The organism is Streptomyces sp. NPDC050732 (assembly GCF_040654255.1).
Classification (GTDB): Bacteria; Actinomycetota; Actinomycetes; order Streptomycetales; family Streptomycetaceae; genus Streptomyces.
The window spans coordinates 190,928-212,560 of sequence record NZ_JBFAHP010000005.1 but is presented as its reverse complement, the minus strand read 5'-3'; the positions used below and the strand labels follow the sequence as shown (position 1 = coordinate 212,560).

General features: G+C 73.1%; 15 protein-coding genes. 10 read left to right on the top strand and 5 right to left on the bottom strand.

Annotated elements, in window-relative coordinates; translation table 11 throughout:
- Positions 1-29 precede the first annotated feature (29 nt).
- Entirely contained in the window at positions 30-2,174 is a 2,145-nt protein-coding gene (locus AB0H82_RS06855; RefSeq protein WP_362989596.1) for an NB-ARC domain-containing protein, read from the top strand.
- A 40-nt stretch (positions 2,175-2,214) separates the two neighbouring features.
- Here AB0H82_RS06855 and AB0H82_RS06850 read toward each other — a convergent pair whose 3' ends face one another.
- Positions 2,215-3,906: a translation initiation factor 2 gene (locus AB0H82_RS06850; protein ID WP_362989594.1), complete on the bottom strand. Its 1,692-nt coding sequence runs from the start codon at positions 3,904-3,906 to the stop codon at positions 2,215-2,217.
- Between the two features lie 335 nt (positions 3,907-4,241).
- Here AB0H82_RS06850 and AB0H82_RS06845 point away from each other — a divergent pair, with 335 nt between their 5' ends.
- The 3 genes from AB0H82_RS06845 to AB0H82_RS06835 all read left to right on the top strand — a co-directional run bounded on the left by AB0H82_RS06845 (position 4,242) and on the right by AB0H82_RS06835 (position 7,094).
- Complete coding sequence (locus tag AB0H82_RS06845) at positions 4,242-5,600, top strand: radical SAM protein (RefSeq protein WP_362989592.1); 1,359 nt, start codon at positions 4,242-4,244, stop codon at positions 5,598-5,600.
- A gap of 165 nt (positions 5,601-5,765) precedes the next feature.
- Entirely contained in the window at positions 5,766-6,500 is a 735-nt protein-coding gene (locus tag AB0H82_RS06840; protein WP_362989590.1) for an SDR family oxidoreductase, read from the top strand.
- Between the two features lie 36 nt (positions 6,501-6,536).
- Complete coding sequence (locus AB0H82_RS06835) at positions 6,537-7,094, top strand: GNAT family protein (RefSeq protein ID WP_362989588.1); 558 nt, start codon at positions 6,537-6,539, stop codon at positions 7,092-7,094.
- Position 7,095: 1 nt separating this feature from the next.
- Here AB0H82_RS06835 and AB0H82_RS06830 read toward each other — a convergent pair whose 3' ends face one another.
- Together AB0H82_RS06830 and AB0H82_RS06825 are read right to left on the bottom strand one after the other, a co-directional pair.
- Positions 7,096-8,622, bottom strand: coding sequence for an amino acid permease (locus AB0H82_RS06830; protein ID WP_362989586.1), 1,527 nt, complete (start codon positions 8,620-8,622; stop codon positions 7,096-7,098).
- 73 nt (positions 8,623-8,695) lie between these two features.
- On the bottom strand, positions 8,696-9,682 hold the full coding sequence (locus AB0H82_RS06825) for a hypothetical protein (protein WP_362989665.1): 987 nt from the start codon (positions 9,680-9,682) through the stop codon (positions 8,696-8,698).
- Positions 9,683-9,959: 277 nt separating this feature from the next.
- Between AB0H82_RS06825 and AB0H82_RS06820 the strand changes: the two genes are divergently transcribed.
- Genes AB0H82_RS06820 through AB0H82_RS06810 form a run of 3 tightly spaced genes read left to right on the top strand, consistent with a single transcriptional unit; the run spans position 9,960 to position 14,052 of the window.
- Complete coding sequence (locus AB0H82_RS06820; RefSeq protein WP_362989584.1) at positions 9,960-11,420, top strand: FGGY family carbohydrate kinase; 1,461 nt, start codon at positions 9,960-9,962, stop codon at positions 11,418-11,420.
- Positions 11,420-12,835 (top strand): FAD-dependent oxidoreductase, encoded by a 1,416-nt coding sequence (locus AB0H82_RS06815; RefSeq protein ID WP_362989582.1) that lies wholly within the window; start codon positions 11,420-11,422, stop codon positions 12,833-12,835. The genes AB0H82_RS06820 and AB0H82_RS06815 overlap by 1 nt, the downstream gene beginning before the upstream one ends.
- The gene (locus AB0H82_RS06810) at positions 12,832-14,052 is read left to right on the top strand and encodes an FAD-dependent oxidoreductase (RefSeq protein WP_362989580.1); all 1,221 of its coding nucleotides are present in this window, start codon (positions 12,832-12,834) and stop codon (positions 14,050-14,052) included. The genes AB0H82_RS06815 and AB0H82_RS06810 overlap by 4 nt, the downstream gene beginning before the upstream one ends.
- Positions 14,053-14,068: 16 nt before the next feature.
- Here AB0H82_RS06810 and gap read toward each other — a convergent pair whose 3' ends face one another.
- Positions 14,069-15,073 (bottom strand): type I glyceraldehyde-3-phosphate dehydrogenase, encoded by a 1,005-nt coding sequence (gene gap, locus AB0H82_RS06805; RefSeq protein WP_362989578.1) that lies wholly within the window; start codon positions 15,071-15,073, stop codon positions 14,069-14,071.
- 87 nt (positions 15,074-15,160) lie between these two features.
- Between gap and AB0H82_RS06800 the strand changes: the two genes are divergently transcribed.
- From AB0H82_RS06800 to AB0H82_RS06790, 3 genes are all read left to right on the top strand, one after another.
- Positions 15,161-15,628, top strand: coding sequence for a MarR family transcriptional regulator (locus AB0H82_RS06800; RefSeq protein ID WP_362989576.1), 468 nt, complete (start codon positions 15,161-15,163; stop codon positions 15,626-15,628).
- A 137-nt stretch (positions 15,629-15,765) separates the two neighbouring features.
- The gene (locus AB0H82_RS06795; RefSeq protein WP_362989574.1) at positions 15,766-16,953 is read left to right on the top strand and encodes a thiolase family protein; all 1,188 of its coding nucleotides are present in this window, start codon (positions 15,766-15,768) and stop codon (positions 16,951-16,953) included.
- A 997-nt stretch (positions 16,954-17,950) separates the two neighbouring features.
- On the top strand, positions 17,951-19,468 hold the full coding sequence (locus tag AB0H82_RS06790) for a long-chain fatty acid--CoA ligase (protein ID WP_362989573.1): 1,518 nt from the start codon (positions 17,951-17,953) through the stop codon (positions 19,466-19,468).
- A 49-nt stretch (positions 19,469-19,517) separates the two neighbouring features.
- Here AB0H82_RS06790 and AB0H82_RS06785 read toward each other — a convergent pair whose 3' ends face one another.
- A complete protein-coding gene (locus AB0H82_RS06785; protein ID WP_362989571.1) occupies positions 19,518-21,614 on the bottom strand; it encodes a DHA2 family efflux MFS transporter permease subunit in 2,097 nt (698 codons plus the stop codon).
- Between the last annotated feature and the right edge of the window lie 19 nt (positions 21,615-21,633).

Sequence of the window (21,633 nt, the reverse complement as noted above, 5' to 3'; positions counted from 1 at the left end):
CGTCCGTACCGCCACCTACAGTTGACGCCGTGGACGAGCGGACGCGGAACAGTGTGAGCGGACAGGCGAAGATCGGGACGGCCGTCCAGACGGGCCGGGTCGAGGTACTGAACGTGTACGGCGCCCCGGGCACGCCCGAGGACTCCCTCGTACCCCATCAGATGCCGCCGGACGTCCGGCACTTCGAGGACCGCGACGCCCAGCGCTCACGCGTGCTCGACATCGCCGCCCGCCCCAGGGCGGCCGGACGCCCCCTGGTCGTCTCGGTCACCGGGGTGCACGGCGTCGGCAAGACCGCGCTCGCCGTGCACCTCGCCCACCGCCTCGCCGCCGAGCACACCTACGTGGTGCGCTACGTGGACCTCGACGACCACCGGCCCGACGGCGGCGCCGACCTGGCCGACGTCATGGGCGAGCTGCTGCGCTCCTTCGAGGTCACCGACCTCCTCGAAGGGAACCCGGCACGGCGCCGCAAGCAGTACTGGGAACAGACCGGCAAGCGGCGCCTCGTCCTCATCCTCGACAACATCCGTACCGGCACCGAGATCACCCAGCTCCTCCCGTCGTCGGCGGAGAGCGTCGTGGTCGCCACCAGCCGCCAGACGCTCTACGACGTCGAGGGCGGCGTCGACCTGGAACTCCCCGTCGGACCGCTCGAAGAACCCCACGCCGAACGCCTGTTGCACCACATCGTCGACGACCCGCGGCTCACCGCCGACCCCGCGTCGGCCGCCGAACTCACCCGCATCTGCGGCGGCCTGCCCGCCGCACTCCACGTGGCCGCCGAATGGCTGCGCAAGCACCGCACCCGCAGACTCGCACGCCTCACCGCGCAGCTCGCCGCCGAACTCGACGCGAAGGGGGTGCCCACGGTGGAGGCCGTGTGGGACGCCGCGTACCAGGACCTCACCCCGGGCGCCGGCACGCTCTACCGGCTGCTCGTCGAACACCCGGGCCCCTGGATCGACCCCGAGGCGGCCACCGCGCTGCTCGGCAGGGGAGAGGACGAGGCCGAGGACGCCCTGGACGACCTCGTACGGGCGAGCCTCCTGGCCAGGGAGCGGGACGGACGGCTGCGCCTGCACGACCTGCTGCGCGCCCACGCGGCACGCCGGGCCGACCGGGAACGCCGTGCCGGCGCCGGCACCGAGGCGGCGGAGGGGCGGCTGCGCGTCATCCGCTGGTACCTCCGCCAGGCCCAGCGCGCCGACGCACTGCGCGCCGGCCCGCGCATGACCTTCGCCGACCCGGTGCCACACCTCCCCGACACCCCCGACACGGACTTCGGGATCACCGCCGCCGACAGCGAGAAGCAGCGGAAGGCGAAGGCGCTGCACTGGCTGGAGGCCCACCGGCTCGCGCTCCACGACTGCGTACGCGTCGCCCACGCGCACGGACTCGACGCGGAGGCCTGGGCGCTCTGCGAACCCCTGTGGACCCACTACATGGACCACCCCCGCCTCACCCAGGTCGTCAACACCTTCAGCACGGGACGCGACGCCGCGCTGCGCGCCGGAGGTCCGCTCACCGCACTGATCCGCATGCGCTGCCAGCTCGCGCGCCCGCTGTGGGAGCAAGGACGTTTCGACGACGCGGCGACGGAACTGCGCCTCGCGTCGGCGGCCGCCGAGACGCTCGGGGACGGCACCCGGGAGAGGAAACTGCGCGCCTCGGTCATCGAGTTCCGCGGGCTGCTCAGCTCCGCCCGGGGCGAGTGGGCGGCAGCGGCGGCGGACTTCGAGGCGTCCGGGCGCATCCACACGGAGATCGGCAACGCCTACGGCGCCATGCTCCAGACGTACCTGCTCGGCAAGGCTCTGACGGAGCTCGGCGAACTCTCCCGCGCCGCGACCCTGTTGACGGAGGCGCACACGCAGGCCGAGGCCACGGGCCGGGCCCGCCTGACCGCCCGCACGGGTTTCGCGCTCGCCCGGGTGCTGCGGGGCCTCGGACGACCCGGCGAGGCGATGGCTCTCTACGACGAGTCGCTGCGGGAGGCCCGCCTCAGCGAGTCCCTGCGCGAGGAGCTGCGGGCCCTGGACGCCCTGGCCGAGCTGGCCGCGGAGACCGGGGACGCGACCGCCGCCACGGAGTTCCGGACGGCGGCGCGCGCGGTGCGGGAGCGGGGCGGCGGCTTGACCGAGCCCGGTGAGGCGTCGGCGTCGTCTCCGTGAGGCGCTCCCCGACAGCGGGGACCGATCCAAAAGACACGCCCTAGATCTCCTGCTGCCCCTCCGCCGGGGTGGCCGGGGCCAGCGTCGCGTGGTGGGTGCGGTCCGCGATGACACAGGGGATCGACACCGGGGCGGTGGGCGCCCCGGGGTGGTCCACGAGCCACGCGTGTACGCCGGAGAGCACCGCTGCCGGGTCCGCGCGGAGCAGGCGGCCGTCCGGCTCCCGGTGCGGTTCGACGCGGAGGGAGAGGAGGGCGCCGCCGGTCCGGCGCAGCACGCAGTGCGAGGCGCTCAGTGCGACGGCGGCCGTGCGCGTGCCGCCGTGCTCGGCCAGCGCGTGCCGCGTCCAGCCGTCCACGGTCCAGGTCTCGCCCCGGCCGGGATGGCCGTTGGGGTGTCCGGCGCGGCGGAACAGGAGCCCCGCGCTCTGCAGCTGGGTGTCCGACGCCCTGCCGTGCTCGGCCGCCAGGTGGTGGGCGGGCGCGTCGGAGCGGGCGGGCCGTCGTTCGATGCGCAGGTGCGGGCCTCGCCGGTCGACCTGGACGGCGAAGGCCGCGAGGGCGCGGGCAGGCGGCGCGGGGTCCGGCAGGAGGCGCGGCTCGGCGGGCGCGTCCGGAGGGGTCAGGCCGAGGACGCGGTACAGCTCCTCGCGCAGCCGGCGTACGGCATGGCCGCGCTCGGCGAACGCCTGCCCGGCCGCCGCGGCGGCGACGCCGGGTCGGTGCGCGGCGACGGCGCGCTCCAGATCGGCCGCGGTCGGCCGCTCCACGGAGGTCAACGCCGGTACGCGGGCGAGGAGTTCGGCCATCGGGCTGCCCGGTATCAGCTCGCCGCCGCCGTCCCCCGCGGCGACCACCGGGACGTCGCGGGTCGCCGCCGCGTACAGCGCCGCCGAGCCGTGGTCGGTGATCACCGTGTCGGCGGCGATGAGGAGCGCGGCCCACTCCTCGTGGGGCCGGGCCAGGACCATGCCCGCGTCGAGGGCGGGCGCGAGGTCCTGGGCGAGGTCGAAGCCGCCGGTCCTGCTGTGTTCGTTGGGGTGCAGGACGAGCCCCAGCTGGTACGTGTCGTGGGGGAGCTCGGCGGCCAGGCGGGCGGGGAGTCCGGGGTGGCGCCGGAGCAGGGAGTGCGGTCCCCATGTGGAGGTGAGGACGACGAGTCGCCGGCCGTGGGTGCGCAGCGCGGCCCGGTAGCGCTCGCGCAGCGGGAGGGAGGCGAGGACCCGGTCGAGCGTGGGATCGCCGGTCACCGTGGCGCGCGCCGCGGCGGGCGGGCACTCGGTGGCGAGGCGGGCGACCTGGGAGGGGTGGGCCAAGGCGTGGAGGCGCGCCAGGGGCCGGTCGCCCGGCATCAGGAGCGCCGGGTCCATGCCGGACGCGGAGTCGCCGGGGCCGTCCTCGTCCGTCTTCCCGCCGAGGGCCTTGTTGTAGCCCGCGCCGTGCGGCAGCAGGACGCGAGGGCCGCGGAGCTCGGCGAGGCCACCCTTGGGGCTGGCGGCCAGGATCAGGTCGTGAGGGTGGGCCAGGGCATCGGCCCACGGAATGGTGCGGCCGCCCGCCCGCTCGACGGCCGCGAGGGCGTCGGCACCGAAGTCGGAGCCCGGGACGAGGGTGAAGCGGCGCCGGATGCGGTCGTCACCGGCGAAGACGGGGAGCACGTCGAGGAGCCGGTGCAGGGCGGTCGCCGACCGGGCGGCGAAGAGCACGTGCTTCTCGCCACTGTCCCTCACCACCGGAGGCACCCGCGAGGGGACCCGCTGCCCGCTGCCCGCTGCCCGCTGCCCGCTGCCCGCTGCCCGCTGCCCGCTGCCCGCTGCCCGCTGCCCGCTTCGGGAGTGTTCATCCTAGTCTGCGGCGAAGTGGCGGGGGGCCCGTTTCCGCACTTCGGGGCGGGTATGTGGGGGTCGGCGGGCGGCATGCCGGAGATCGTACCCGGATCGTCCGGCCGGGCCCGCAGGATAGACCTGCGGCGGATGCGTCCTGCGACCGGAGTCGGATCCGGAACGGATCGGCAGGGTATTAGCGTGGACGGAACAGATCGATCGACAGGATCCGAGGTGCCCGGCCCATGCCAAGCCGCAGCGAGAGCCGTACCCAGCTCATCGAGTCACTCATGGAGCGGTTCCCGCACGTCCCGCGGGAAGCCGTGATCAAGGAAGACCTGCTGCGCGGCGGCATCGCCTTCGACGAGTCCGCGCTGAGCGACAATGAGGACGGCGACGTCAAGCCGAAGTCGTACTTCATCTTCTCCTTCGACCACGGCACGCTCCCCGAGCTGGGCGCCGCCGCGCTGCGCCGCCCGCCGGAGGAGATCGTCCTCACCGGCGGCCCGTACGAGCTGCGCCGCACCGTCGTCTCGGTCCGCGTGAACCCGGCGTCGCCGTACCGCGTGGCCGCCGACGACAACGGCGTGCTCGGCCTCTACCTGGACGGCGTGCGCATCTCCGACGTCGGCCTGCCCCCGATGCCGGACTACTACCGGCACACGCTGGAGAACGGCAAGTCGGTGATGGAGGTGGCGCCCACCATCCAGTGGGGCTACCTCATCTATCTGACGGTCTTCCGGGTCTGCCAGTACTTCGGCGCCAAGGAGGAGTGCCAGTACTGCGACATCAACCACAACTGGCGCCAGCACAAGGCGGCGGGCCGGCCGTACACGGGGGTGAAGCCGGTCGAGGAGGTCCTTGAGGCCCTCGCCATCATCGACAAGTACGACACCAACAAGTCGTCCACCGCTTATACGCTGACCGGTGGCGCCGTCACCTCGAAGGTCGGCGGCAAGGACGAGGCCGACTTCTACGGGCAGTACGCGAAGGCCATCGAGGAGCGCTTCCCGGGCCGCTGGATCGGCAAGGTCGTCGCCCAGGCCCTGCCCAAGGCGGACGTGCAGCGCTTCCACGACTACGGCGTGCGGATCTACCACCCGAACTACGAGGTGTGGGATCCGTACCTCTTCGAGCGGTACTGCCCCGGCAAGGAGCGCTACGTCGGCCGCGACGAGTGGCACCGCCGCATCCTGGACTCCGCGGAGGTCTTCGGGCCGCGCAACGTGATCCCGAACTTCGTGGCGGGCGTGGAGATGGCGGAGCCCTTCGGCTTCAAGACCGTCGACGAGGCGATCGCCTCGACCGTCGAGGGGCTGCAGTACTTCATGTCGCGCGGCATCACGCCCCGCTTCACCACCTGGTGCCCGGAGCCGACGACTCCGCTCGGCAAGGCGAACCCGCAGGGCGCGCCCCTGGAGTACCACGTGCGGCTCCTGGAGGCCTACCGCGCCACCATGGAGGCCAACGGCCTCTCGTCGCCGCCCGGCTACGGCCCCGCGGGCCCCGGCAACGCGGTCTTCTCGGTCAGCTCCTTCATGGACAGCCTGCCCGCGGAGAAGGCGGCCCCGGAGGACGCCGTGCTCCCGGCGGAGGCCCAGTAGCCGCGCGCGGCCGCATCGGCGGCGCCCCTCGGCCCCGGTGAAGATCACCGCTTCGTAGGATGACGGCGTGATCCGGACGCGGGCGACCCCCGCGTCCGGGCGGCGCGACAGTCGGAGCCTGTGCCATGGCACAGGCTCTCGGTCACCCAGAGCCGGAGGTCCCCCGTGCAGCCCCACCCCGTCACCGTCGTCACCGGCGGCAGTCGTGGCATCGGCGCCGCTGTCAGCGCCCGTCTCGCCGAGGACGGCCACGACGTCGTCATCGGCTACCGTTCGAACGCGGCCGCCGCGGAAGAGGCCGCGGAGGCGGTCCGCGCGGCCGGTCGCCGCTGCGTCACCGTCCAGGTCGACACCGCCGACGAGGCCGACGTCGACCGCCTCTTCGACACCGCCGCCGCCGAGCTCGGCCCCGTCACCGGACTGGTCAACAACGCCGGTGTCAGCGGCCCCGTCGGCCCCCTCGCAGACGCCGACGCCGAGGGCATGCGCCGGGCGCTCGACGTGAACGTCCTCGGGTATCTGCTCTGCGCCCGGCGCGCGGTGCGGGACATGAGGGCCACCGGCGGCGGCGCGATCGTCAATCTCTCGTCCGCCGCGGCCACCCTCGGCGCACCCGGCGAGTACGTCCACTACGCGGCCGCCAAGGGCGCGGTCGACACGATGACGGTCGGCCTGTCCAAGGAGGTCGCGGCGGACGGCATCCGTGTCAACGCCGTCGCCCCCGGCGTCATCTGGACCGAATTCCACGCCGACCCCGAGCGGCCCGCGAAGCTCGCGTCGGGCATCCCGCTGGGCCGCGCGGGGCAGCCGTCGGAGATCGCGGCGGCCGTCGCCTGGCTGCTCTCGGACGACGCCTCGTACGCGACGGGGACGGTGCTGCGGGTCGCGGGCGGCCGCTGACACTCCCGCGCCGGCCTCTCTCGTACGCTGGTTCGCATGATCGGCGGAGAGACAGTACTGACGGCCGGCGTCCTGATGCGGGCCGTCTCGTTCGACGACGCGGAGGCGCTGGCCCGTTCCTACCGGCGCAACCGCGACCACCTCGCACCCTGGGACCCGGACAGGCCCGAGGCCTTCTACACCGTGGAGGGCCAGGCCGACCGGGTCCGGGGTCAGTTGGAGGAGATGCGGGTGGGCCGGGCCGCGCACTGGGTGCTCGTCGAGGGCGGCGAGATCATCGGGCACGCCGCCCTGTCGAACATCGTGCTCGGCCCGGCCCGCAGCGCGACGCTCGGCTACTGGACCGACGCGGAACAGGTCGGCCGTGGCATCGCGACCGCCGCCACGCGCCACGCCTGCGAGGTGGCCGACACCCGGCTCGGCCTGCACCGCGTCGAGGCGGGCACCCTGCTCCACAACACCGCCTCGCAGCACGTGCTCACCAAATGCGGCTTCGAGGAGTACGGGATCGCGCCGAAGTCCCTCTACATCAACGGCGCCTGGCGCGATCACCGGCTCTTCCAGCGGATCCTCAACGACCGCCCGGCGTTCTAGCTCAGACGATGTTCTCCGCGACCTCGGCCTGTTCGCGGTCCGAACCGTACGCCTGCGGAGTGCTGTAGGAACGGCGTGCCACGAACCACCACACGGTGGCCAGGAGCAGCACCACGGCGAGCGCGATCGACGCGTAGTTCATCGTTTCGGCCGTCACCGGCGAGGTCTGCGGGAGACAGAACAGCACCGTCACGAACGCCACCCAGACCACCGCGGTCCAGCCGATGGGCTTGCTCCAGCGGCCCAGGTTCCACGGTCCGGGCCGGAAGCGGTCACCGGCGCGCAGGCGCAGGTAGATCGGGATGGCGTACGCGGGCGTGATGCCGATGACGTTGATGGCGGTCACGGCGGTGTACGCGGTCGCCGAGTACAGGGACGGCAGGGCGATCACCGCGGCCAGTCCCACCGACAGCCACACCGCGGGCACCGGCACCTGCGTGCGGGAGCTGACCTTGCGCCAGATCGCGGACCCGGGCAGCGCGTTGTCGCGGCTGAACGCGAACACCATGCGGCTCGCGGCGGCCGTCTCGGCGTTGCCGCAGAACAGCTGCGCCACGATCACGATGAGCAGCAGCGCCATCGCCCCGGACTCGCCGAGCGCGTCGATCATGATCTGGGCGGGCGGCACCCCGGTGTCGGTGGCGAGCGTGCCCGTGTAGTCCTGGATCGCGAAGGTCAGCCCGGTGAGCAGCACGAAGCCGGCGATCCACGACGCCCAGATGGCGCGCACGATGCCGCGGGCCGCGGACACCGACGCGTTGGAGGTCTCCTCGGACAGGTGCGCGGACGCGTCGTAGCCGGAGAACGTGTACTGGGCGAGGAGCAGGCCGATGGCGGTGACGTAGAGCGGGTTGTCCCAGCCGGTGCCGTCGAAGTACGTGGTGAAGACGTCCGAAGGGGACTGGTGATGGTCGGGGACGATCGCGAGGGCGCCGACGATGACGGTGACGCCGGCCAGGTGCCACCAGACGCTGACCGAGTTGAGGAGGCTCACCAGGCGGACGTTGAAGAGGTTCAGGACGGCGTGCAGCAGCAGGATGCACAGGAAGATCAGGAACGTCTTCTCCGGCGTCGGCGTGAAGCCGAACTTCAGGTTCAGGAAGGCGCCGGTGAACAGTGCGGCGCCGTAGTCGATGCCGGCTATCGCGCCGAGCAGACCGAGGAGGTTCAGCCAGCCCGTGTACCAGCCCCAGCGGCGCCCGCCGAGCCGGTCGGCCATGTAGTAGAGGGCGCCCGACGTCGGGTACGCGCTGGTGACCTCGGCGAGCGCGAGGCCCACGCAGAGCACGAACAGGCCGACGCCGACCCAGCCCCAGAGCATCACGGCGGGGCCGCCGGTGGTGAGTCCGAAGCCGTACAGGGTCATGCAGCCGGACAGGATGGAGATGACGGAGAAGCTGATGGCGAAGTTGCCGAAGCCGCCCATGCGGCGGGCCAGGACGGGCTGGTAGCCGAGCTCTCTGAGCCGTTCTTCCTCGTCCTGGCGTGGCGCTGGGACGGAGCTCGACGACCAGGTGGTGCGGGACACGGTGGGACCTCCGGTGGGGAGCGGCGGTGGTGGTGCGGGGAAGGGGGGTGGGTCCGTCGGCGGGCCCGTGGGGCTAACCGGGGCCGCGGGAGGCGCTGAAGCAGCGGGTGCGGGCCTGGACGAAGATCTCGGCGGCGGCGTCCGCGTCGCCGGGGGAGTGGGTGCGGTACGCCCACGGCACGGTCGTGTAGAAGGGGTCGAGGGCCTGGAACACCCGTGACGCGTCGTGGAACTGGTGGGCGCCCCACAGCGCGTGCGCCAGGTGGTTCAGGTCGAGGAGGGAGGTCGTGGCGGGCGCCGCGTGGTCGAACCACAGCTGCAGCGCGAGGAGCGCGGCGCGTGTGGCGTCCTCGGAAATCCAGTGCAGATCGAGGGCCTGCTCCTGCCCGGCCTCCCTGCGGTACCGCTCGACCCGCACGTACAGCGGCAGCAGGTGCAGCGCGGAGCCCGCGGGCGCGGCGGCCGACGCCCACTGCACGAAGTTGTACGCCTCGGTGAGCGGGCCTTCCGCGCGGCGTCCGTACACGAACTGCAGCATCCGGTGGTACGCCTCGCGGTTGCCCGGGTCCCGCTTGTCGGCCTCGGCGAGGAGCTGCCACGGGCCGGGGAAGAGCATCGGCTCCGGAGGGGCCATCCGGTGCTCGTCCCAGCGCTGCCCCACGTCCAGCTGGGCCAGGGCGAGCAGGCAGATCCACGGCACGGGGTCCTCGGGCGACATGGCCGAGGCGTCGGCGCACGCCGCGACCGCCTCGCGCCACAGGTCGTTGGTCCTGCGGTGCCCCGTGCGGTGGGCGCGCAGGGCCCGCTCCACCAGGACGCGGGTGTGCAGCACGGCGGCCGACGCGCTGCGCGGTTCCTCGGCGCGCCAGGTCCGCACCACGTCGGACCCGGCGACGGCGGCCCCGAGGATCTGCGTGCGCTGTGTCCACAGCCCCCAGTCGGGTGTCTCGGTCAGCAGGTTGCGCGTGGAGACCCAGCGGCCGGTCCTGAGGTCCTGGAGCACCGCGCGCAACGCTTCGTCGTGGCCTGCCGGGTGGTACACCGGGCGGCCTAACGGCATGGGCATGAGACCTCTGTTGGGGGAAGAGGGCGGAGGTTGATCGATTAACGGGGTTGTTCGCTGCGGGAGTTGACGGCGTGGACGGGAGGTGACGGGTGGGGCTCGGCGGACAGTGTAGATCCGGGCCTTCCGGTTCCAGGGCACTTCACCGATCTTTTATGACCCCGTTCTGTCAACACGGCGCGCCGAGCGCACATTTGGCGGACGTCATCTGTCACCGTCATCCGTCATCGCGATCCCTTGACGCCCTCCGGGCCGCTGTAGCAGTCTTCCCGCGGTGATCACCTATCAGCGGCCCCCGGCGCAGCGCCCCGTGCTCGCCGTGGACCAGGGCACCTCCGGGACGAAGGCCCTCGTCGTCTGCCCGGAGCGCGGCGTGATCGGATCGGGCGCGGCGCCGGTGCGCCCCCGCTTCCTGCCCGGCGGCCTGGTGGAGGTCGATCCCGCCGAACTGTTCTCGTCCGTCGTCGATGCGGGCCGCGCTGCACTGGCGGACGCGGGCGAACCGGTCGCCGCCGTCGGCCTCGCCAACCAGGGCGAGACCGTCCTCGCCTGGGACCCGGAAACCGGACGTCCCCTCACCGACGCCCTCGTCTGGCAGGACCGCCGCGCGGAGACGGTCTGCGCCGAACTCGCCGACCGCGCCGATGAGTTGCGGGCCCTCACCGGCCTGCCCCTCGATCCGTACTTCGCCGCCCCCAAGATGGCGTGGATACGCCGCCACCTGACCCGGCGCGGCATGGTCACGACCAGCGACGCCTGGCTCGTCCACCGCCTCACCGGCGCCTGTGTCACGGACGCCGCGACGGCGGGCCGCACCCAGCTCCTCGACCTCGACACCGTCGCCTGGTCACCGCGCGCCCTGGAGCTCTACGGCCTCGGCGACGAGCGGCTGCCCCGCGTCGTCGACGCGGCGGGCCAGGTCGGCACGACCACCGCGTTCGGCCCCGAACTCCCCCTCACCGGCCTCCTCGTCGACCAGCAGGCCGCGCTCCTCGCCCAGGACGTGACCGCCCCGGGCAGCGCCAAGTGCACCTACGGAACAGGGGCGTTCCTCCTCGCCCAGACCGGGGCGCGGCCACGGCGCGGCAGCTCGGGCCTCGTCAGCTGTGTCGCCTGGCGGCTCGCGGGCCGCAGCAGCTACTGCCTCGACGGGCAGGTCTACACGGCCGCGTCCGCCGTCCGCTGGCTCACCGACCTCGGCGTGATCGCGGGCGCCGAGGACATCGACCCCGTGGGTTCCGCCGTCCCGGACGCCGGGGGCGTCACCTTCGTACCGGCGCTCGCCGGTCTCGCGGCCCCCTGGTGGCGCGGCGACCTGCGTGGATCGCTGACCGGGCTCGGCCTCGACACCACCGCGGGCCACGTGGTGCGCGCCCTCTGCGAGGGCATCGCCGCCCAGGTCGTCTCGCTCGCCGACGCCGTCGCCGCCGACCTGGGGCAGCCCCTGACGAGCCTGCGGGTCGACGGCGGTCTCACCCGCTCGGCCCTGCTCATGCAGACCCAGGCCGACCTGCTGCAACTCCCCGTCGAGGTATCGGCGTTGCCCGACGTCACGGCCCTCGGCGCGGCCGCCGTCGCCCGCATCGGCCTCGATCCCGCGCTCACCGTCGCCGATGTCGTCCCGGAGTGGCGGCCCGCCGCCGTCTACGAGCCGCGGATCGACGCGGACCGGGCCGCCGAGCGCCTGGCGGGCTTCGGCGCGGCGGTGACGGCACTCCTGGAACGTACGCCCTGATGGCGCTGACCAGGCGCGGCACGCCGCCCGACGTGACGTACGACGTGACCGTCGTCGGCGCGGGAGTCGTCGGCTCGGCCGTCGCCCGCGAACTGGCCCGCCACCCCGGCCTGCGCATCGCCCTGGTGGAGGCATCGAACGACGTCGGCGAGGGCACGTCGAAGGCGAACACGGCGATCCTGCACACCGGCTTCGACGCGGTGCCCGGATCCCTGGAGGCCCGCCTGGTCCGCGAGGGCCGACGGCTGCTCGCCGCGTACGCCGCCGAGTCCGGCATCCCCGTCGAGCCGGTCGGCGCACTCCTCGTCGCCTGGGACGCCGACCAACTGGCGGCACTGCCGGGCCTGTTGCAGAAGGCGGAGCGCAACGGCTACGACGCGGCACGGATCATCGGGCCCGCCGAGGTACGGGCGCGTGAGCCGCACCTCGGCCCCGGCGCCCTCGGCGCACTCGACGTCCCCGGCGAGAGCATCATCTGCCCCTGGACCACCACCCTCGCCTACGCCACCCAGGCCGTGCGCGCGGGCGTCGACCTGCTCCTCAACTGCCGGTTGCAGAGGGCCGTTACGACCGGCGACACGCATCTCCTGACCACGAGCCGCGGCCCCGTGCGGACCCGCTGGCTCGTCAACGCCGCCGGCCTGCACGCCGACACCGTCGACCGGCTGCTCGGCCACGACGACTTCACCGTCACCCCGCGCCGCGGCCAGCTCCTCGTCTTCGACAAGCTCGCCCGCGACCTGGTGCGGCACATCCTGCTGCCCGTTCCCACGGCGCTCGGCAAGGGCGTCCTCGTGGCGCCGACCGTGTACGGCAATGTCCTTCTGGGGCCCACCGCCGAGGAGTTGGACGACAGGACGGCGACCGGGTCGACGGCCGACGGCGTCGCCGCGCTGCGCGAGAAGGGCCGCCGGATCCTCCCGGAGCTGCTCGACGAGGAGGTCACCGCGGTCTACGCCGGGCTGCGCGCCGCCACCGAACACGACGACTACCGCATCAGTGCCCACAAGGAACAGCGCTACGTCACCGTCGGCGGCATCCGCTCCACCGGCCTCACCGCGTCCCTGGCCATCGCGGCCCACGCCACCGAACTCCTCGCCGCCACAGGCCTGGAGCTCGCCGACCCCCGCGATCTGCCGCCCGTCCGCATGCCGAACCTCGGCGAGGCCTTCCCGCGCCCCTATCGGCGCGCCGACCTCATCGCCGCCGATCCCGCGTACGGCGACGTGGTCTGCCACTGTGAACGGGTGACGCGCGGCGAGATCCGGGACGCCCTCGCGGCCACGGTGCCGCCCGGCTCACTGGACGGCCTGCGGCGGCGCACCCGGGCGCGGGGCGGCCGCTGCCAGGGCTTCTACTGCGGTGCCGAGGTGCGGGAACTCTACGAACGGGGTGCGGAGTTGGATACCGGATGAGGCGCGAGCGCATCGTCGACGTGCTGGTCGTCGGCGCCGGACCGGCGGGGCTCGCCACGGCGGTCGGCCTTGCCGCGGCGGGCGTCGGCGAGGTCGAGGTGGTGGACCGCGAGCGGCAGGCGGGCGGGGCCCCGCGGCACTGCCTGCACGGGGGCTTCGGACGCCTCGGGATGTCGGGACCGCAGTACGCGGAGCGGTGCGTGGCCGCGGCCGTGGGCACCGGCGCGGTCCTGCGGACCGGCGTCACCGTCACGTCCTGGGCGGCACCGCTCACCCTGGACACCACGAGCCCCCGGGGCCTGGAGCGGATCACCGCCCGCGCGGTCGTCCTCGCCACGGGCGCCCGGGAGCGGCCGCGCGCCGCACGCCTGGTGCCGGGGACGCGACCCGCCGGGGTCTACACCACCGGCGAGCTGCAGCGGGCCGTCCACCTCCACCGGCAGCGGATCGGCACGCGGGCCGTCGTGGTCGGCGCGGAACCGGTGAGTTTCACGGCCCTGGACACGCTGCGGCGGGCCGGTGTCTCCGTCACCGCCCAGGTCACCGAACACCCCCGCCACCAGGCGCCACCCGCCCGCGCCCTCGACGCACGGCTGCGCCGCGGCGTGCCGCTGCTCACGGACGCCACCGTGGCCGAACTCCTCGGCCGCGGCCGCCTGTCGGGGGTCAGGCTGCGGCACCGGGACGGCAGGACGGCACACGTCCCCTGCGACACGGTCGTCTTCACCGGTGACTTCGTCCCCGACCACGAACTGGCCCGGCGCGGCGGCCTGTTGCTCGACCCCGGCACGCGGGGCCCCGCGGTCGACAGCGCCTTCCGCACGGACGAGCGAGGCGTCTTCGCGGTGGGCAACGTGCTGCACGCCGCCGAGCCGGCGCGCGTGGTGGCGCGCGAGGGGGCCCTGGCGGCCGCGGCCGTGCGGCGCTACCTCTCCGACGGGGACTGGCCCTCGGCGTCGGTGCCGCTGCGGGTCGCGGCCCCGCTCGCCTGGATCGCCCCGAACCGGCTCTGCCCGGACGAGCCGACGGCTGAATTCACGCTCCGCACCACGGAGTTCGTCCCGCGCCCCGCCCTCGTCATCACCCAGGACGGCAGAACCCTGCACCGTGTCCGCCCGCGCCGCCCGGCCGTCCCGAACCGGCCGTTCCGTGTCTCCGGGAGCTGGACGGCGGGGGTGGACGTGCGGGGCGGCGCGGTCCGGGTCGCCCTCGGTTGATAGCGGTTCCTGTCCGCTACAGGGAGGCGCCGACCAGCCGGGCGAGGTCGATGAGGCGGTTGGAGTAACCCCATTCGTTGTCGTACCAGCCGACGACCTTGACCTGCGGCCCCGTGACGCGGGTGAGCCCGGCGTCGAAGACGCAGGACGCGGGGTCACTGACGATGTCGGTGCTCACGATGGGGGCCTCGGTGTAGGACAGCACTCCCTTGTACGGTCCCGCGGCCGCCGCCGCGTACGCCTCCTTGATCTCCTCGACGCTCGTGGACCGTCGGGTGGTGACGGTGAGGTCGGTGACCGAACCGGTGGGGACGGGGACCCGCAGCGCGAACGCGTCGAGGCGGCCGGCGAGTTCGGGCAGGACGAGACCGATGGCCTTGGCGGCGCCGCTGGAGGTCGGGATGATGTTCAGGCCCGCGGCGCGGGCGCGGCGCAGGTCCTTGTGCGGGGCGTCCTGGAGGTTCTGGTCCTGGGTGTAGGCGTGGACGGTGGTCATCATTCCGGAGTCGATGCCCACGGCGTCGTGCAGCACCTTCGCCAGGACGCCCAGGCAGTTGGTGGTGCACGAGGCGTTGGAGATGATCGTGTGCCGCTCGGGGTCGTAGGCGTCGTCGTTCACGCCGAGCACGATCGTGACGTCCTCGCCGCTTGCGGGGGCCGCGATGATGACCTTCTTCGCGCCGCCCTCGACGTGCGCGCGGGCCCGGCCGGCGTCGGTGAAGACGCCGGTCGCCTCGATGACCACGTCCACGCCGAGCTCTCCCCAGGGCAGGCCGGCGGGGTCGCGTTCGGCGAACACCTGGACGGTCCGGTCGCCGACGCGGATCGCCCCCGGCTCGGCGGTGACCTCGCCGGGGAAGCGGCCGAGGACCGAGTCGTAGGCCAGCAGATGCGCCATGGTCGGCACGTCGCCCAGATCGTTGACCGCCACGATCTCCAGGTCGGCGTCCCGTGCCGCCGCCGCCCGGAAGACGTTGCGGCCGATTCGCCCGAAGCCGTTGATGCCGATACGAACAGTCATGGAACTCTCTCCTTGCGCTGCCGAAGCGCGATCGAGAACAATATAAGCAGCTTACATAAGTGAGCAATGTAATTCAGGGTGGCGGACATGCACGGCGACGATCAGGGCGACGACAACCGCAACGGCGAGCTGGACGTGGAGGCGTTCACCGCGGCGATCGAGAACTTCAACCGCTTCTACATCCGCCTCCCGGTGCTGGAGAAGCTGCCGTTCACGACGCTGTCGGTGCTTGACACCCTCGCGTTCGGGGGCGGCCCCAGGCGGTTGACCGAGCTGGCGAAGACCGAGCAGGTCAGCCAGCCCGGCATCACCCAGCTGGTCACCCGCCTGGAGCGCGACGGCCTGGTGGAGCGCCGCCCGGACCCGACCGACGGGCGCGCCGTCCTCGTCCACCTCACCGAGAAGGGCCGCCGGATCGGCCGCTCCCGCCACGAGGACCGCACGCGCCATCTCGCGCCGCTCGTGGATCGCTTGACCCCGGAGCAGCGCACGGCCGTGGCGGCGGCCCTGCCCGCCCTGGCGCGCCTGGCGGAACTGGGGCGGGGCGAGGCGTAGGGCACCCTCGGGTCGGCGCCGGGTGTCCTGGTGAGGCCCAGGACACCCTTCCCATGGCCCCGTCTCGCGCATAGACTCCAAAACTAGCAGCGCTAATTTACGCAGCGAGACCTCGCAGAACGATCCGGAGCCGTATCGTGCGCACCGTCCACTTCGCCGCCGCCCGCCGCACCCCCATCGGCAAACTCCGCGGCGCCCTCTCCTCCGTCCGCCCCGACGACCTCGCAGCGGGCGTCGTGAGGGGACTCCTCGCCGACCTCCCCCAGCTGGACCCCGCCCGGATCGACGACATCTATTGGGGTGCCGCCAACCAGGCGGGCGAGGACAACCGCAACGTCGCGAGGATGGCCGCCCTCCTCGCGGGGCTCCCCGAGTCCGTGCCCGGCGCGACCGTGAACCGGCTGTGCGCCTCGGGCCTCGAAGCCGTCACGACCGCCGCGCGCACCGTCGCCGCGGGCGAGGCCGACATCGTCCTCGCGGGCGGCTCCGAGTCGATGAGCCGCGCGCCCTTCGTGCTGCCCCGCCCCGACGAGGCGCTGCCGCACCGCATGGAGACCGCCGACACCCGCCTCGGCTGGCGCCTCACGAACAAGCGGATGAAGGACCTGCACGGGGTCCTCGCGATGGGCGAGACCGCGGAGGAGGTCGCCGAGCGTTACGGCGTCCCGCGCGAACGCCAGGACGAGTTCGCGCTCCGCAGCCACCAGCGCGCGGCCGCCGCCCGCAAGAACGGCCACTTCGACGACGAACTCCTCCCCGTCACGCGCCCGGACGGCGTCGTCGTCGACGCGGACGAATGCGTGCGCGAGGACACCTCGTACGAGAAGCTCAGCGGCCTGCGACCGGTCTTCCGCAAGGACGGCACCGTCACCGCGGGCAACGCGTCGCCGATGAACGACGGCGCCGCCGGACTGCTCCTCGTCAGCGAGGAGGCGCTCAACGACCTCGGCCTCGAATCCCTCGGGCGGTACGCGGCCGGGGCCTCGGCCGGCGTCCACCCCGACGTCATGGGCATCGGCCCCGTCCCCGCGACGCGGAAGGTGCTGGCCCGCGTCGGCTGGGACATCGCCGACCTCCAGGAGGCGGAGTTCAACGAGGCGTTCGCGGCCCAGGCACTCGCCTGCGTCGACGCCCTAGGCATCGACCCGGAGCTGGTCAACCCCTCCGGCGGGGCCATCGCACTGGGCCACCCGCTCGGCTGCTCCGGCGCCCGCATCCTCACCACCCTGCTGCACAGAATGCGCCGCACCGGCGCCACACGCGGCCTCGCCACGATGTGCGTGGGCGTGGGGCAGGGCAGCGCGCTCCTGGTCGAGCGCGACTGACCTGACGCGCGTGCGTCGGCGTCGCGGGAGGCGCGGGGGAGGGGCGGAGTGGGGAAGGGCAGCGGGTGCGTGCCGTGCCGCTACCGCGGGGCTTGACCCGCCCGGGGCGTGCCCACCCTCGGACATGACCCGAACCCTCGGGCGGGGCGCGGCCCCCCAGCGGGGTACGGCCCTCCGGCGGGGCGCGGCCTCCCGGCGGGGTACGGCCCCTCGGGCGGGGCACGACCCCTCCGGCGGGGCACGACCTCCGGCGGGGCACGACCCCTCCGGCGGGGCACGACCTCCGGCGGGGCACGACCCCACCGGCGAGTCACGCCCTCCAGCGGGGCGCGGCCCCCCAGCGGGGACCCCTCGGGCGGGGTACGCCCCCCGGCGGGGTACGCCCCCCCCCGGGCGGGGCGCGGTCCCCCGCGGGGTACGACCCCTCGGGCGGGGCGTGGCCCCTCCGGCGGGGTACGACCCCTCGGGCGGGGCGTGGCCCCTCCGGCGGGGTACGACCCCTCGGGCGGGGCGTGGCCCCTCCGGCGGGGTACGACCCCTCGGGCGGGGCATGGCCCCTCCGGCGCGGTACGGCCCTCCGGCGGGGTAGGGCATCCCCTCGCGCGAGGCGCGGCCCACCCCTCGTCGGGGCACGATGCACACCCCCGGCGAGGCGGGCCCAATCCCCTGTCGGGGGCACGACCTGCCCCGGGCGAGACACGACCCAACCCCCAGCCAGCCGCCGCCCTCTACCTACGCAGACGCAACCCCTTACACCGCCGTCGAGAAGCCGACCCGACTCCCCGCCGACTCACTGCAAGGCTCTACGAAAGACTCACCGCCAGCCCGCCCCGAAGGACCCGCCGCCAGCCCCACGAAAGCTCACCGCCAGCCCTCCAAAAGTCCCACCACCCCCTGAAAGACTCACCGAGCCCCCCAAAAAAGTCCCCCCCCGAAAGACCCACGTCAGCCCCCGAAAGACTCACGCAAGCCCCACGGAAACGGAGCATCCTTCCTCATGGCCACGCTCTCCCTCGCCGCGATCCTCGCCGAGCCTGCCCGCCGCCACCCGGACCGCATCGCCCTCGTGGAGGGCGAACAGCGGTTCACCTTCCAGGAGTTGTGGCGCGAGGCCCGCGCCCAGGGTGCGGCTCTCGCGGAGCTCGGTGTGCGGCCGGGGGACCGCGTGGCGCTGATGGCGCCGAACACCGCCGAGTTCCCGAAGGCGTACTACGCCGTCCTCGCGGCCGGCGGAGTCGTCGTCCCCGTTCATCTGCTGCTCTCCGCGGAGGAGGTCGAGCACGTCCTGCGGGACAGCGGCGCGACCCTGCTCCTCTGTCACCCCGCGCAGGCCGGGACGGGCGGGCCGGCCGCCGAGGCCACCGGCGTGCGGATGCTGCGGCTCGGCGCCGAGGGTGAGCTGGAGAGCCTGGCCCGCGCCACCGAGCCCCTCGCCACGTACGCGACACGAGACGCCGACGACCCGGCCGTCGTCTTCTACACCAGCGGCACCACGGGCGTCCCCAAGGGCGCCGTGCTCAGCCACTTCAACCTGGTGATGAACGCGACGGTCAACGCCTTCGACGCCAACGACATCCGCCCCGACGACACCGCTCTCGGCGCGCTCCCGCTCTTCCACGCCTTCGGCCAGACCGTCTCCATGAACTCGACGTGGCGGGCGGGCGCCACCCTCGTCCTGCTGCCCCGCTTCGACGCGGCGCGGGCCATCGAGCTGATGGTCGCGGAGGGCGTCAACACCTTCCACGGCGTCCCCACCATGTACGTGGGCCTGGTCGCCGCAGCCGAGGCCGCCGAGCGGCTGCCCCGGCTGCGGATCTGCATCTCGGGCGGCGCCTCGCTGCCCGTCGCCGTCCTCGAACGCTTCGAGAAGGCCTTCGGCACCCCCGTCTACGAGGGATACGGGCTCTCCGAGACCTCCCCGACCGCGTCCGTCAACCAGCCCGACTTCGGTACGAAGCCCGGCAGCATCGGCCACCCGCTGTGGGGCATCGACGTGGAGATCGCCCGCGCCGACCTCGACGACCGCGTCGAACTGCTGCCCACCGGCGAACTCGGCGAGGTCGTCATCCGCGGCCACAACGTCTTCTCCGGCTACCTGGGGCGCCCCGAGGCGACCGCCGAGGCCCTGGTCGACGGCTGGTTCCGCAGCGGCGACCTGGGCACCAAGGACGCCGACGGCTTCTTGACCATCGTCGACCGCAAGAAGGACGTCATCATCCGCGGCGGCTTCAACGTCTACCCGCGCGAGGTCGAAGAGGTCCTGATGCGGCACCCCGCCGTCGCCCAGACCGCCGTGATCGGACTGCCCGACCCCGTGCACGGCGAGGAGATCTGCGCCGTCGTCGTCGCGGCGGCCGACGCCACGCCCGGCGAGGCGGCGGCGATCATCGAGTGGTCCAAGGACCACCTGGGCCGCCACAAGTACCCGCGCCTCGTGGAGTTCATCGACGAGCTCCCCCTCGGCCCCAGCATGAAGGTCCTCAAGCGGGAACTGAGGGCGCACTACAGCGCGTAGGAACTCCCCGACGATCCCGCAGGAGCCGCGGGTCCGGTCCTCCGGTCCCTCAGTGTGCGCCGGCCGTGGCGCCCGCCGTGGCGCCCGTCGTCTCGGGTGAGAGCCCGTGCTCCAGGTCCTCCGCGAGCAGCCGCTTGGCGATCGCGTCGACCGCCGCGGTGAGCTCCTTGTCCGGCGGTCGGCCGATGTCCTTCGTGATCTCCTCGCCCAGCCAGGCGGACCACGCCCTGGAGATGACCTCGGCCTCGCGCTCCCCGGCGGGCGTGAGCGAGAAGTACACGTCCGTACGGGTCAGATAGCCCTCCTCGACCATGCGGTCGAAGACGGGCACCAGGACCTCGGGCGGGATCCTGCGCCGGGCCGCGATCAGCCCCAGGCTGGCGTGCCCGACCATCCGGGTGAACAGGGAGACCTGCATGACCGCCCAGGCGCCCGCGATGTCCAGGCGGGTGTCGGAGTCCCGGATGATGCCGCGGGCGGTGGTCATGCCGACATTCCGGATGATGTTGGCGACGCCCCGCTCCAGCAGGTGTCCGGAGTCGCCGCTGGTCGGCTGCGCGAAGCCCTCGCCCATGTCCGGGGCGCCCATGCGCGCGCTGTCGCGCAACTGCACCTGCTTGAGGAAGAGCGCCACCAGGAATCCGAGGAGCGCCACCGGGACGGTCCACAGGAAGACCGTCTGCAGGGTGTCCGCGTACGCCTCGATGATGGGCTCGGCGCTGGCCGCGGGCAGTTCGTGCAGCCCGCCCGGGCTCTGCGCCGCCTTGCCGACCACGGCCGGGTCAGCGCCGGCCCGCGCAGCCTCGGCGACCCCGTCCTTCAGGTTCGGCGCGAGGGTGTTGGCGTAGATGGTGCCGAACACGGCCGTGCCGAACGAGCTGCCCAGCGTACGGAAGAAGGTGACGCCGGACGTGGCGGTGCCCAGGTCCGTGTACGCGACGGTGTTCTGCACGGCGATCGTCAGGACCTGCATGCACAGCCCGATACCGGTACCGAGCACGAACATGTACAGCGACTCCAGCCACGTACTGGTGGTGCGCCCCATCAGCGAGAGCAGATAGAGCCCGAGCGCCATCACCAGCGCGCCGACGATCGGGAAGATGCGGTACGTGCCGGTCTTGCTGACGACGTTGCCGCTGAAGACGGACGCGATGAGCAGCCCGACGACCATGGGCAGCGTGCGCACACCCGAGACGGTGGCCGAGTCGCCGTCGACGTACTGGAGGTAGGTCGGCAGGAACGTCATCGCGCCGAGCATCGCGAAGCCCACGATGAAGCTGAGGACCGAGCAGACCGTGAAGACGGGGTTGGCGAAGAGCCGCATCGGCAGCATCGGCTCGGCGGCCCGTGTCTCGACGACGCAGAACAGCGCCAGCGCGACCAGCCCGCCGACGAACAGCCCGATGATCGTCGGCGACCCCCACGCGTACTGGTTGCCACCCCAACTCGTCGCCAGGATCAGCGCGCTCGCGCCGACGGCGACGAGAGCGATGCCCAGATAGTCGATGACGGGGCGCACCGCCGACTTCACGACGGGGATCGTGCGGGCGGCCGCGAGGACCACGACGATCGCGATGGGCACGTTGACGTAGAACGCCCAGCGCCACGTCAGATGGTCCGTGAAGAGCCCGCCCAGCAGTGGCCCGATGACCGTGGACACCCCGAAGACGGCACCGATCGCACCTTGGTACTTGCCGCGTTCCCGCAGCGGGATCACGTCGGCGATCAGCGCCATGGAGGTGACCATCAGGCCGCCCGCGCCGATGCCCTGCATCGCCCGCCAGGCGATCAGCAGCGTCATGTTGGTCGACAGACCGCACAGGAACGACCCGGTGATGAAGATGACCGCGGACACCTGGAAGACGACCTTGCGCCCGAACAGGTCACCGAACTTGCCGACGAGGACCGTCGCGACCGTCTCCGCGAGCAGATACGACGTGACGACCCACGACATGTGTTCCGCACCGCCCAGATCCGACACGATCGTCGGCAGCGCCGTGCCGACGATGGTCTGGTCGAGGGCGGCGAGCAGCATCCCCAGCATGATCGTCACGAAGACGACATTGCGGCGCCGCCGGTCGAGCACGGGCGGCGCCTGCGCCTCGACGAAGGCGGAAGCAGCCGACTGATCGGTGGTCGTCGTCACACAGCCACCCTCACACCGC